The sequence below is a fragment of the Streptococcus infantis genome (assembly GCF_021497965.1).
GTDB classification, from domain to species: Bacteria; Bacillota; Bacilli; order Lactobacillales; family Streptococcaceae; genus Streptococcus; species Streptococcus infantis_B.
The window spans coordinates 399,379-412,658 of sequence record NZ_CP046525.1; the positions used below are offsets into that span (position 1 = coordinate 399,379).

The window sequence follows — 13,280 nt, forward strand, 5'->3', positions numbered from 1 at the left end:
AGTCAAATTAATTTGACTAACTAATTTTGAATTTAACGAGGTATGAAATATGAATAACAACTTTAATAACTTTAACAACATGGATGATTTGTTTAACCAATTGATGGGTGGTATGCGTGGATACAGTTCTGAAAATCGTCGTTATTTGATTAACGGTCGTGAAGTAACACCTGAAGAATTCGCGATTTACCGTCAAACAGGTCAACTTCCTAGCGAAGGAAGTGATCAAGCTCAGTACGTTCAAGGGAAAGGTATGAAACAAGACGGTATTCTTGCAAAACTTGGACGTAATTTAACTGCTGAAGCTCGTGAAGGGAAGCTAGATCCGGTTATTGGACGTAACAAGGAAATTCAAGAAACTTCTGAAATTCTTTCTCGTCGTACAAAAAACAATCCAGTTCTTGTCGGTGATGCTGGTGTTGGTAAAACTGCTGTAGTAGAAGGCCTTGCACAAGCTATTGTGAATGGTGATGTTCCAGCAGCAATCAAGAACAAAGAAATCATTTCAATTGATATTTCTGGACTTGAAGCTGGTACTCAATACCGTGGTAGCTTTGAAGAAAATATTCAAAACTTGGTAAACGAAGTCAAGGAAGCTGGGAATATTATCCTCTTCTTCGACGAAATTCACCAAATCCTTGGCGCAGGTAGCACAGGGGATGGTCAAGGATCTAAAGGACTTGCTGATATCTTGAAACCAGCTCTTTCACGTGGGGAATTGACCGTGATTGGTGCAACAACTCAAGATGAATATCGTAATACAATCTTGAAAAACGCTGCTCTTGCTCGTCGTTTCAACGAAGTAAAAGTTAATGCACCATCTGCTGAAGATACTTTCAAAATTCTCCAAGGGATCCGTGATCTTTATCAACAACACCACAATGTTATCTTGCCAGATGAAGTATTGAAAGCGGCTGTTGATTACTCTGTTCAATATATTCCACAACGTAGCTTGCCTGATAAGGCTATCGACCTTGTTGATGTGACAGCTGCTCACTTGGCAGCACAACACCCAGTGACAGATGTACATGCTGTGGAACATGAAATTGAAGAAGAAAAAGCTAAACAAGAAGCTGCAGCTGCTAAAGAAGATTATGAAGCAGCTTTAAATGCAAAAGTTCGTATCGAAGAACTTGAAAAGCAAATTGCTAACCATACAGAAGATCACAAGGTTACAGCGACTGTAAATGACGTAGCTGAGTCTGTAGAACGTATGACAGGTATTCCTGTTTCACAAATGGGTGCAACTGATATTGAACGTTTGAAAGATATGGGCCACCGTTTGCAAACTAAGGTTATCGGTCAAGACAAGGCTGTTGAAGCCGTTGCCAAAGCGATTCGTCGGAACCGTGCAGGTTTTGATGAAGGAAATCGCCCAATCGGTAGCTTCCTCTTTGTAGGACCTACTGGTGTTGGTAAAACAGAATTGGCTAAACAATTGGCACTTGATATGTTCGGTACTAAAGATGCCATCATTCGTTTGGACATGTCAGAATACAGTGACCGCACAGCCGTTTCTAAATTGATTGGTACAACAGCTGGTTATGTTGGTTATGATGACAATAGCAATACTTTGACAGAACGTGTTCGCCGTAACCCTTACTCAATCGTCCTTCTCGACGAAATTGAAAAGGCTGACCCTCAAGTGATTACTCTTCTTCTTCAAGTATTGGATGATGGTCGTTTGACAGATGGTCAAGGTAACACTGTAAACTTCAAGAATACTGTGATTATCGCAACTTCAAACGCAGGATTTGGCTATGAAGCGAACTTGACAGAAGATGCAGACAAACCAGAATTGATGGATCGTTTGAAACCTTACTTCCGTCCAGAATTCCTCAATCGTTTCAACGCTGTGATTGAATTCTCACACTTGAGCAAAGAAGATCTTTCTAAGATTGTTGATTTGATGTTGATTGATGTTAATAAGACTCTTTCTAAGAAAGAAATCGACTTGGCAGTGAGCGATGCAGCCAAAGAATACATGACTGAAGAAGGTTATGATGAAGTCATGGGTGTTCGTCCTCTCCGTCGTGTGGTTGAACAACAGATTCGTGATAAAGTGACAGATTTCCATTTGGATAATCTTGATGCTAAACACCTAGAAGCTGATATGGAAGATGGTATTTTGGTCATTCGTGAAAAAGCCTAAATCAAGGTTTTGTGAATCAAAAAAGGAACCAGCTGAAAAGCTGGTTCTTTTTTTGTTAAATGACATGACGCTCAAAAGCATCGTCTGAAATTCCTTGTTCAAGAATCAATTTTGCCCACTCCTTAGCAGAGAAAAGGCTATGATCCTTGTAGTTACCACAAGACTCAATGGTTGTTCCAGGAACATCTTCCCAAGTTGTAGTCTCAGCGATTTCCTTTAGTGAATCCTTTATGACAGCAGCAATTTCAGCGCTAGTATGACGTCCCCACATAATCATATGGAAACCTGTACGACAACCAAATGGGGAACAATCAATCATACCATCAATGCGAGTACGGATGAGCTTAGCTAAGAGGTGCTCAATTGTATGAAGTCCAGCGGTTGGGATAGAGTCCTCATTTGGTTGAACCAATCGGATATCAAAGTTAGAAATGATATCTCCTTTTGGACCTGTTTCTTCTCCGATTAAACGGACATAAGGTGCTTTAACAATGGTGTGGTCAAGTTCAAAACTTTCAACAATAACTTCTTTTGTCATAGTATTTCCTTTCAACTTTCTTCTTTCATTATATCATAAAGATTTATTTGATAATTGTCAAAAAAAGAACTTTGTATCAGATATTTATTGAAAAGTTAGAAATAGGAAAAAATATTTTCAAATCAATTTGAAAAATTCTGAAAATTGTATTGACACTTGGCGAAAAAGGGACTATAATGTATAAAAAGTCATAAAGGAGTTTATTATGAAATTTTCAAAAGTAATGGCCCTAGCAGGGGTGACTCTGTTAGCGTCAGGTGTTTTGGCAGCTTGTTCAGGTTCGAGCGCAAAAGGTGGAAATACGTTTTCTTACGTGTATGAAACTGACCCAGACAACCTCAACTATTTGACAACTGGTAAAGCTGCAACTGCTAATATCACTAGTAACGTCATCGATGGTTTGATGGAAAATGACCGCTACGGAAACTTTGTGCCATCAATGGCAGAAGACTGGTCTGTATCTCAAGATGGTTTGACTTATACCTATACAATTCGTAAAGATGCTAAATGGTATACTTCTGAAGGTGAGGAGTACGCAGCTGTGAAAGCTCAAGACTTTGTAACAGGTCTTAAATATGCAGCTGATAATAAATCAGAAGCCCTTTATCTCGTCCAAGATTCTATTAAGGGTCTGGATGCATATGTGAAAGGTGAAGTTAAAGACTTTTCTGAAGTTGGAATCAAGGCAATTGATGATCAGACAGTTCAATACACTTTGAACAAACCTGAAAGCTTCTGGAACTCTAAAACAACTATGGGTGTTCTTGCACCGGTCAATGAAGAATTCCTTACTTCAAAAGGAAGTGACTTTGCCAAAGCAACTGATCCAAGCAGTATCCTTTATAATGGTCCTTTCTTGTTGAAATCATTGGTAGCTAAATCTTCAGTAGAATTTGAAAAAAATCCAAACTACTGGGATAAGGACAATGTTCATATTGATAAAGTAAAACTTTCATTCTGGGATGGTCAAGACAATAACAAACTTGCAGAAACCTTTAAAGATGGTGGTTTCTCAATGGCTCGTCTCTTCCCAACCAGTGCAAGTTATCCTGAACTTGAAAAAGAATTTAAAGACAATATTGTTTATACACCTCAAGATTCTTCAACTTACTTAATTGGTACCAATATTGATCGTCAGTCTTACAAGTACACTTCTAAGACTACAGATGAACAAAAGACATCAACTAAAAAAGCTCTCCTTAACAAAGACTTCCGTCAAGCCCTTGCTTTTGGTTTTGACAGAACAGCTTATGCTTCTCAAGTAAACGGAGAAAGTGGAGCAACAAAACTTCTTCGTAACTTGTTCGTACCACCAACATTTGTTCAAGCAGATGGTAAAAACTTTGGTGATTTAGTCAAAGAAAAATTGGTAACTTATGGTGACGAGTGGAAAGATGTCAATCTGGATGACGCTCAAGACGGTCTTTACAACCCTGAAAAAGCAAAAGCAGAATTTGCTAAAGCTAAGACAGCTCTTCAAGCAGAAGGTGTTCAATTCCCAATTCACTTGGATATGCCTGTTGACCAAACAAGTACTACAAAAGTACAACGTGTTCAATCATTAAAACAATCACTTGAAGCAACATTAGGAGCTGACAATGTTGTCATTGACATTCAACAACTTCAAAAAGATGAAGTCTTAAATGTTACCTACTTTGCTGAAACAGCTGCTGGAGAAGATTGGGATCTTTCAGATAACGTTGGTTGGTCACCAGACTATATCGACCCATCTACTTACCTTGATATCATCAAACCGTCTGTAGGTGAAAATACTAAGACTTATCTAGGATTTGATTCTGGTACAAACAACGCCGCTGCCAAACAAGTTGGTTTGGAAGATTACGAAAAGATGGTTGTTGAAGCCGGAAACGAAAACACTGATATTTCAAAACGTTATGATAAATATGCTGCAGCTCAAGCTTGGTTGACAGATAGTGCATTGATTATTCCAACAACTTCTCAAACTGGACGTCCAATGTTGTCTAAGATGGTGCCATACACACTTCCATTTGCTTACTCAGGTAACAAAGGAACAAGTGAAGCCCTCTTGTACAAATACCTTGAACTTCAAGATAAACCAGTAACTGCTGATGAATATCAAAAAGCTCAAGATAAATGGAAGAAAGAAAAAGAAGAATCTAATAAAAAAGCGCAAGAAGATCTTGCAAACCATGTCAAATAAAAGAAAGTGGAGTTAGTGATTAACTCCACCTTTTTTACGCTAAAAAACCTAGGAAACTATTCCTAGGTTTTTTTTGATTATTGTTGTCCTTGAGGATTTGGATTTTGTCGAGGATTTTGTTGAGGAGGTTGATTCGTATTTGGTACCGAAGGATTTTGGGTGGTATTAGAGTTAGTAGCTTCAGTGACAGAGGATTGGTTTTCTGTTGTTGCATTTGAAATTTCTGTAATAGGTTGTTGAGGAGTTTGAGTTATCCAATTATTACGTGCACCATTCTTAAAGATGTAATCTCCACTTCTATAGAGTCCTTCAGGCATTGTCCAATCACCTGGATGATCATCTTCTGATAAGTATTCCATCATTGAGCGGTAGATATTGGCCGCTACTCTAAATCCATCTCCTTTGATTGGAGTGAGGCGATTTGAATAACCTGTCCAAACAGCCATTGAATATTTGCGGGTATATCCTACAAACATTTCATCAGGTGCGACATAATCGTATCTCTTAATGTAATTTTCAATTTCATCATCTGTATAGTTAGATGTACCAGTTTTACCAGCTTGTGGAAGCCATGAAATATAAGCATCTCGACCTATACCAGAGTATAATACTGTTTTCATCATTTCTGTCATCATGTAGGCGGTTGTTTCTTTCATAGCACGAGTACCTTGATCAGAGAACTCTTTTGAACTACCGTCACTGAAGACAATTTTATTGATGTACATTGGTTTATAATAGATACCACCGTTAGCGAAAGCAGCATAGGCAGCAGCCATTTTCTCACTACTTGCACCGTACTGTTTACCTGATTCGGTTGTATTACTTGAAATAGCATTGACGTAAAGCATAGAGGGGTAATCTATGCCGAGTCCGTTTAAGAATGTTTTTGCTTTTTCTAGTCCAACTTTTTCGAGTGTTTCTACAGCTGGAACATTTCGAGATTGTTGAATGGCAGTTTGTAGTGTAATATTGCCATAATAGCCACGATCCCAGTTATAAACGGGAGTGTTAGTACCAGGAAAGTTATATGGTACATCCTTTACCATATATGCAGTAGAATCATAAATATCATACTCTAATGCAGGGGCATAATCTGTGATTGGTTTCATGGTAGAACCCCAGTCACGGTTAGTTTCAACGGCTTGGTTAATACCGAAAGATACGTTACTAGCTTGGTGACGAGAACCAAGCTGTGCGATGACTTTGCCATTTGTAACGTCAACGATAGTAGAAGCAGCCTGGATTTCATCATCAGGATAATTTACATACTCATCAGTATTGTAAACATCCCAGAGTCGTTTTTGAACGTCTTGGTCCACGTTAGTATAGACATCCATACCAGTAGTTAAAAGATTGTAACCTGTTTCGTTTTCAACTTGTTCAATGACTTCTTTGAGGTAATTGTCTAAATATGGAGGATAACTGTTGCTACTTTTGAGGCTTTGTAAACCATCAGTGATTGGTGTGTTGATAGCTGTTTCGTATTGCTCAGCTGTCAGATAACCTTGTTTTTGCATCTCTGATAGGACTAGATTACGACGTTCAGTAGCTTCTTCTGGATGGGAATAAGGATCGTATTGGTTTGGTGCTTGAGGCATGCCAGCGAGCAGTGCAAGTTGTGGAATAGATAAGTCTTTTAAATCTTTACCATAGTAGTTTTGCGCAGCAGTCTGCATACCATAGTTACCATTTGACATGTATACTTTATTGATGTAATATGTCAAAATTTCTTGTTTGGTTGCAGTTCTTTCTAGCTGGATGGCTAACCATGCTTCTTGGGCCTTACGAGAGATAGTTTGATCTGACGAAGATGTTGAGAAATATGTTAATTTAATCAACTGCTGGGTCAAGGTTGAACCACCTTGAAGACCGTTGCTTCGAAGATTTCGTAAGAAGGCGCCCATGATACGGATGCTATCAATCCCTCTGTGGTTGAAAAAACGATGGTCTTCAATAGAGACAATTGCATTAACAAGATTTGTTGGAATTTCACTACTTTGAGCATTTACACGACGCTCCGCACCTAAGTCTGCAATCAATTCATTTTTACTGTCGTAAATTTTACTTGAAGTTGTTGCGACTAGTTTGCTTTCCGTAAGTTCAGGCGCTTTAGATGCATAATAGAAGAAGACACTTCCACCGATTAGTATCGAAGCGATAAAGGCAGCTAAGATTCCAATTCCTAGATATTTAGCAATGCGCCAGATAAGTTGTTTATTCATTTGTTTTACCACCTAGTAAATGTTGTTTGACGATATCGAGATAAGGTATTTGAGGAAAGGCTTGTTGTTCAATTACAAAACCGTGCTCTCGAATATAATCAAGCGGCATTGATTTTTTCCCCATATCCTGACGATAAAAACGGATGAGGTCAATTGCCGGTAATAAATACGTTTCCTGATAAGAAGAAAAATGGATCAAGACGAAGCAAATTCCTTTTTGTTTAAGGACCTGTTCCATATGCTGAATCTGATGAGAATGGAAGTTCTTCATCGGAAAAGCTCTTTTTTGTTTAGTTTCCTTGGCTTCGAAATCGATATAAAATCCTTCATAAACACCCGAGTAGTCAGTTGTTGATGCCTGTCTAAAATAGGCTTCGACAATTTTAGCACGACTCCGCTGAGGATAGTCGACTCGTACAATTTGAATCGGGGTTGGCTTTTTATGAATGACTGCCATTCCATGTGAGAGATAGTAGTCGTTCGTAGCGTTGATCATCTTTTCAAAACTCATTCCCCGATTTGCGAAATTTTTAGTTTGAGGTAGGGAAGTTTTGCTTGATTTAGATGAAAGTTTATGTGGATAGTTGACCATAATCCTCCTTATTGGTACAATAACATCACTCTATTATACCACAAAGGTCTTTAGAAAGGGTGAAAAAATGCATACAGCCTTGGTTTTGGGATACTCAGCTTTTGATTTGGGATTATTTAATGAAAAGGATATTCGTTTAAAAATCATTAAAAAAGCTATCCGTAGAGACTTGGAAAGATTAGCTGAAGAAGGATTGAAATGGCTAGTGTTTACGGGGACTCTTGGATTTGAACATTGGGTTTTAGAAGTTGCTAAGGAAATGAAAGAAGATTATGGATTTCAACTAGCGACTATTTTTGACTTTGAAACACATGGATCAAATTGGAATGAGGCCAATCAAGTTAAATTGAGTGATTTTAAACAGGTTGATTTTATTAAGTATGCTTACCCTGCCTATGAGCATAAAGGTCAATTGAGAGACTATCAGATTTTTTTGCTCGAAAGTACAGATGGGGCCTACCTTTTTTATGACGAAGAAAATGAAACAAAACTGAGATTTTTTTACGAACTGATGAAAAAGAAAGACAACTATATTACAAAAATATTAACATTTGAGGATTTAAATGAAGTGGCCGAAAATTTTTCCGAAAATTGAGGCTTTGACCTTGCTTTTTGTTTGCTTTTTTTTATATAATAATACTAGTAACTGAGAATGGAGAGAGACATGGCAAGCATTATTTTTACAGCAAAGGATATTTTTGAACAGGATTTTGGAAGAGAAGTACGTGGATACAGTAAAGCAGAGGTAGATGAATTCTTAGATGACGTTATCAAGGACTATGAAACCTATGCAGCGTTGGTTAAATCACTACGTTTGGAAGTCGCAGAGTTGAAAGAAGAATTGGCGAACAAACCTCAAGTAGCACCTGTATCTGTTGCTTCTGAACCTGCAGATCTTGGAAGCACAACTTCTATGACCAATTTTGATATCTTGAAACGCTTGAATCGTCTTGAAAAAGAAGTATTTGGCAAACAAATCGTAGAAAATTCTGATTTCTAAGAATCATACAGTTGTGCAATTTTTGGATAATCGCGTGGAGAGTTTATCTTTTCATGAGGAAAGTCCATGCTAGCACAGGCTGTGATGCCTGTAGTGTTTGTGCTAGGCGAAACCATAAGCCTAGGGACGAGAAATCGTTACGGCGAGTGAATAGACTAAGTTTTCGGATATGTTTTAGTAGCTCTGAAAGTGCCACAGTGACGAAGTCTCTCTGGAAACAGAGAGAGTGGAACGCGGTAAACCCCTCAAGCTAGCAACCCAAATTTTGGTCGGGGCATGGAGTACGCGGAAACGAACGTAGTACTCTGACTGCTAGCAGCTTCTAGCTGTTAGTGGTAGACAGATGATTATCGAAAGAAGTGGTCCTAGTCGCTTCTGGAACAAAACATGGCTTATAGAAAATTGCATATAGGTTGGGGCTGAGAAATTTTCTCAACCTCATTTTTTAAAGGTGAACAAGAGAAAGGTCTTTAAAGACTGACATGAAACAAACATTTAACTTAATAGCGACTGCTGCAGCAGGCTTAGAGGCTGTTGTAGGTCGTGAAGTGCGTGCACTTGGCTATGATTGTCAAGTTGAGAATGGTCGCGTTCGCTTTGAAGGAGATGTAAAGGCAATTATCGAAACTAATTTGTGGCTACGAGCTACAGATAGGATCAAGATTGTTGTTGGGACTTTTCCCGCAAAAACATTTGAAGAGCTTTTTCAAGGAGTTTTTGCCTTAGATTGGGAAAACTATCTTCCACTCGGAGCACGTTTCCCAATCTCTAAGGCTAAGTGTGTCAAATCAAAACTTCATAACGAACCTAGTGTCCAGGCTATTTCTAAAAAGGCAGTTGTCAAGAAATTGCAGAAACATTATGCTCGACCAGAAGGTGTTCCTCTGATGGAAAATGGTCCAGAGTTTAAAATAGAGGTATCGATTCTTAAAGACATCGCGACTATCATGATTGACACAAGTGGCTCTAGTCTTTTCAAACGAGGTTATCGTACTGAAAAAGGTGGTGCTCCTATTAAAGAGAACATGGCAGCAGCAATTCTGCAATTATCAAACTGGTATCCTGATAAACCCTTGATTGATCCGACCTGCGGTTCAGGAACCTTCTGTATTGAGGCAGCTATGATTGCTCGTAATATGGCGCCAGGCTTACGCCGTTCCTTTGCTTTCGAGGATTGGAACTGGGTTAGCGACCGGTTAATTCAGCAAATTCGTACAGAAGCTAGCAAGAAGATTAATCGTGAAATTGAGCTAGACATCATGGGCTGTGATATCGATGGCCGCATGGTGGAAATTGCTAAAGCAAATGCTCAGGTTGCGGGAGTTTCTAAGGATATCCACTTTAAGCAGATGCGCGTGCAGGATTTGCGAACGGACAAGATCAATGGAGTTATTATTTCGAATCCACCGTATGGAGAACGCTTGTCAGATGATGCAGGAGTAACCAAGCTCTATGCTGAGATGGGAGAAGTATTTGCCCCCCTTAAAACATGGAGTAAATTTATCCTGACTAGTGATGAAGCTTTTGAAAGTAAATATGGTAGTCAGGCAGATAAAAAACGGAAACTCTATAACGGTACCTTGAAAGTTGATTTATATCAATATTTTGGTCAACGAGTGAAAAGACAAGATGTCAAATTAGAAAGGAATGCAAATGAGTAAGAAAAGACGTAACCACCATCATAAGGGTGAGCAAGAATCTAAATTTGAATTTGAAGAAGCGAAAGATTTAACGGTTGGTCAGGCCATTCGTAAGAACGAAGAAGTTGAGGCAGGTGTAACTCCAGAAGATACGGTCTTGGACAAATATATTAAACAACATCGTGAAGAAATCGAAGCTGATAAGTTTGAAAATTTACAAACAAAAAAAGACCAGCCTGCTCAAAGCTTGGATGATATGATTCAAGAAGTGAGAGAAACGACTGAAAAAGAAAATACATCAAGTTCAGAAGGGGAAACAATTGCAGATGCAGTAGCTGCAGAGACCACGGAGATTGTAGCTCAAGAAGTTGATGCTGAAGAAACAAAAGTTCTCGAGCAACCTTTTAAAAACGAATTGGATGCTGTTGAAATGGCTGAAGTTGCTAATTCGCAAGCTGCAGTAGTTGATGAAGAAACTGACGAACAACTGCAACCCTTGTCTCGTTCTGATCAGCCTATTGAGAAGCCAAAAAGTAAGAAAAAATTGGCAATCCTGTCAGTCATTATTTTAGTCTTCCTCTTAATTTTGGGAGGTTCATATTACGTTTATCGCCAAATTTCTCGTTCTTCTCAAGAAATTCAAACGAAAGCGGCAGATTCAGGTCTGGTAAGTAATCAGTCAGTTTTGGAACAATTTAATACTCTCTACGATACATTCTATACCGATGAAAACAAAACGGCTCTTAAAAATAGCCAGTTTAGTCAACTGAATCAATTGAAGGAGCTTCTGGATAAACTTGAGGGAGCGAGAGAATATACTCTTGCCAAATCAAAATATGATAGCTTGGAAACTCAGATAAAAGCAATTCAAGAAGTTAATTCTCAATTTGAAACTCCAGCTATTACAGATGGTGTCTTGGATACAAACGCAAAAATCAAAGCAGACGCGAAATTTACAGATATCAAAACTGGAAATACAGAAATTGATAAATTGCTAGATAAAGCAATCAGTCTTGGTAAGAGTCAACTAGCAAGTACGACGACAGATTCGACAACAGCAGCGAGCCAGGAAGTGTCAAGTCCAACTACAGAAAGCAGTCCCTCTACTTCAATAAGCGATTCTTCTGCATCTACTAATGGTGGCTTATCGAGTGAAGGCGTTAATTTGCAAAGAGGTGTGAGCCGAGTACCGTACAATCAATCAGCTGTTAATGACAGCAGTAACCCTGCTTGGACATTTGCAGATGGTGTCCTTGAAAGAATTCTTGAGACATCACGTGCGCGTGGATACATCACTGGAAACAAATATATCTTGGAACGTGTGAATATTGTTAATGGCAATGGTTACTACAATCTTTATAAACCAGATGGAACTTATCTCTTTACCCTTAACTGTAAGACAGGTTACTTTGTAGGGAATGGTTCTGGCCATGCTGATGATTTAGACTACTAGTTAAATTGTTATAAAATTCTTTCTTTTCACAGATAAACATGATAAAATAAAACATATTAAATAAGAGGAGTGTCACATGACAAAAGCTAACTTTGGTGTTGTTGGTATGGCCGTAATGGGTCGTAACCTTGCCCTTAATATCGAATCTCGTGGTTATACAGTTGCTATTTATAACCGTAGTAAAGAAAAAACTGAAGATGTGATTGCTTGCCATCCTGATAAAAACTTTGTGCCAAGCTATGATATCGAAAGCTTCGTAAACTCTATTGAAAAACCACGTCGTATTATGCTTATGGTTCAAGCAGGACCTGGTACAGATGCAACAATCCAAGCTCTTCTTCCACACTTGGATAAAGGTGATATCTTGATCGATGGAGGGAATACTTTCTATAAAGATACTATTCGTCGTAATGAAGAATTGGCGAACTCAGGTATCAACTTTATCGGTACAGGTGTTTCTGGTGGTGAAAAAGGTGCCCTTGAAGGTCCTTCTATCATGCCTGGGGGACAAAAAGAAGCTTATGACTTGGTAGCAGATGTTCTTGAAGAAATCTCTGCTAAAGCACCAGAAGATGGAAAACCATGTGTAACATACATCGGTCCTGATGGAGCTGGTCACTACGTGAAAATGGTCCACAATGGGATTGAGTACGGTGACATGCAATTGATCGCAGAAAGCTACGATCTTATGCAACACTTGCTTGGTCTTTCAGCAGAAGACATGGCTGAAATCTTTACTGAGTGGAACAAGGGTGAATTGGACAGCTACTTGATTGAAATCACAGCTGATATCTTGAGCCGTAAAGATGATGAAGGTCATGAAGGACCAATTGTAGACTATATCCTTGATGCTGCAGGTAACAAGGGAACTGGTAAATGGACTAGCCAATCAGCACTTGACCTTGGTGTGCCATTGTCTCTTATCACTGAGTCAGTATTTGCGCGTTACATCTCTACTTACAAAGAAGAACGTGTTCATGCTAGCAAAGTTCTTCCAAAACCAGCTGCTTTCAAATTTGAGGGTGACAAGGCTGAGTTGATCGAAAAAATCCGCCAAGCTCTTTACTTCTCAAAAATCATTTCTTATGCACAAGGTTTTGCGCAATTGCGAGTAGCTTCTAAAGAGAATAACTGGAACTTACCATTTGCTGACATCGCTTCTATCTGGCGCGATGGATGTATCATCCGTTCTCGTTTCTTGCAAAAGATTACAGATGCATACAACCGTGATGCAGACCTTCCTAACCTTCTTTTGGATGAGTACTTCTTGGATGTTACTGCTAAGTACCAACAATCTGTTCGTGACATCGTAGCTCTTGCTGTTCAAGCTGGTGTACCAGTACCAACATTCTCAGCAGCCATTACTTACTTTGATAGCTACCGTTCAGCTGATCTTCCAGCAAACTTGATTCAAGCGCAACGTGACTACTTTGGTGCTCACACTTACAAACGCAAAGACAAAGAAGGAACATTCCACTACTCTTGGTATGACGAAAAATAA

10 protein-coding genes and 1 other RNA gene are annotated in these 13,280 nt (G+C 38.9%); 8 read left to right on the top strand and 3 right to left on the bottom strand.

Annotation, left to right across the window (positions count from 1 at the left end):
• The first annotated feature begins 49 nt into the window (after nt 1–49).
• Entirely contained in the window at nt 50–2,152 is a 2,103-nt protein-coding gene (locus tag GOM46_RS02060; protein ID WP_235083836.1) for an AAA family ATPase, read from the top strand.
• Nucleotides 2,153–2,207: 55 nt separating this feature from the next.
• Here the strand turns inward: GOM46_RS02060 and GOM46_RS02065 are convergent, their stop codons facing one another.
• Complete coding sequence (locus GOM46_RS02065; protein WP_235083837.1) at nt 2,208–2,690, bottom strand: S-ribosylhomocysteine lyase; 483 nt, start codon at nt 2,688–2,690, stop codon at nt 2,208–2,210.
• Nucleotides 2,691–2,895: 205 nt separating this feature from the next.
• On the opposite strand from GOM46_RS02065, the gene GOM46_RS02070 reads away from it, so the two are divergent.
• On the top strand, nt 2,896–4,872 hold the full coding sequence (locus GOM46_RS02070) for a peptide ABC transporter substrate-binding protein (protein WP_235083839.1): 1,977 nt from the start codon (nt 2,896–2,898) through the stop codon (nt 4,870–4,872).
• 77 nt (nt 4,873–4,949) lie between these two features.
• Here the strand turns inward: GOM46_RS02070 and pbp1a are convergent, their stop codons facing one another.
• Together pbp1a and recU are read right to left on the bottom strand one after the other, a co-directional pair.
• Nucleotides 4,950–7,094 (bottom strand): penicillin-binding protein PBP1A, encoded by a 2,145-nt coding sequence (pbp1a, locus tag GOM46_RS02075; protein WP_235083840.1) that lies wholly within the window; start codon nt 7,092–7,094, stop codon nt 4,950–4,952.
• A complete protein-coding gene (gene recU / locus GOM46_RS02080; protein ID WP_235083841.1) occupies nt 7,087–7,686 on the bottom strand; it encodes a Holliday junction resolvase RecU in 600 nt (199 codons plus the stop codon). Before recU ends, pbp1a begins: the two co-directional genes overlap by 8 nt.
• Before the next feature lie 67 nt (nt 7,687–7,753).
• Between recU and GOM46_RS02085 the strand changes: the two genes are divergently transcribed.
• The 6 genes from GOM46_RS02085 (at nt 7,754) to gndA (ending at nt 13,280) form a co-directional block, all read left to right on the top strand.
• Nucleotides 7,754–8,281, top strand: a complete 528-nt coding sequence (locus GOM46_RS02085) for a DUF1273 domain-containing protein (protein WP_235083842.1) — start codon at nt 7,754–7,756, stop codon at nt 8,279–8,281.
• Between the two features lie 69 nt (nt 8,282–8,350).
• A complete protein-coding gene (gene gpsB / locus GOM46_RS02090; protein ID WP_321159627.1) occupies nt 8,351–8,686 on the top strand; it encodes a cell division regulator GpsB in 336 nt (111 codons plus the stop codon).
• A gap of 18 nt (nt 8,687–8,704) precedes the next feature.
• An RNA gene (gene rnpB, locus GOM46_RS02095) (RNase P RNA component class B) lies at nt 8,705–9,086 on the top strand.
• Nucleotides 9,087–9,168: 82 nt separating this feature from the next.
• On the top strand, nt 9,169–10,347 hold the full coding sequence (locus tag GOM46_RS02100) for a THUMP domain-containing class I SAM-dependent RNA methyltransferase (RefSeq protein WP_235083844.1): 1,179 nt from the start codon (nt 9,169–9,171) through the stop codon (nt 10,345–10,347).
• Entirely contained in the window at nt 10,340–11,779 is a 1,440-nt protein-coding gene (gene mapZ / locus GOM46_RS02105; RefSeq protein WP_006150220.1) for a cell division site-positioning protein MapZ, read from the top strand. Before GOM46_RS02100 ends, mapZ begins: the two co-directional genes overlap by 8 nt.
• A 76-nt stretch (nt 11,780–11,855) precedes the next feature.
• On the top strand, nt 11,856–13,280 hold the full coding sequence (gndA, locus tag GOM46_RS02110; protein WP_006150418.1) for an NADP-dependent phosphogluconate dehydrogenase: 1,425 nt from the start codon (nt 11,856–11,858) through the stop codon (nt 13,278–13,280).

Coding starts and splice junctions, on each gene's coding strand:
- GOM46_RS02085 (WP_235083842.1), top strand. CDS start 7,754: ATGCATACAGCCTTGGTTTTGGGATACTCAGCTTTTGATTTGGGATTA.
- gndA (WP_006150418.1), top strand. CDS start 11,856: ATGACAAAAGCTAACTTTGGTGTTGTTGGTATGGCCGTAATGGGTCGT.
- mapZ (WP_006150220.1), top strand. CDS start 10,340: ATGAGTAAGAAAAGACGTAACCACCATCATAAGGGTGAGCAAGAATCT.
- gpsB (WP_321159627.1), top strand. CDS start 8,351: ATGGCAAGCATTATTTTTACAGCAAAGGATATTTTTGAACAGGATTTT.
- GOM46_RS02060 (WP_235083836.1), top strand. CDS start 50: ATGAATAACAACTTTAATAACTTTAACAACATGGATGATTTGTTTAAC.
- GOM46_RS02070 (WP_235083839.1), top strand. CDS start 2,896: ATGAAATTTTCAAAAGTAATGGCCCTAGCAGGGGTGACTCTGTTAGCG.
- GOM46_RS02065 (WP_235083837.1), bottom strand. CDS start 2,690: ATGACAAAAGAAGTTATTGTTGAAAGTTTTGAACTTGACCACACCATT.
- GOM46_RS02100 (WP_235083844.1), top strand. CDS start 9,169: ATGAAACAAACATTTAACTTAATAGCGACTGCTGCAGCAGGCTTAGAG.
- pbp1a (WP_235083840.1), bottom strand. CDS start 7,094: ATGAATAAACAACTTATCTGGCGCATTGCTAAATATCTAGGAATTGGA.
- recU (WP_235083841.1), bottom strand. CDS start 7,686: ATGGTCAACTATCCACATAAACTTTCATCTAAATCAAGCAAAACTTCC.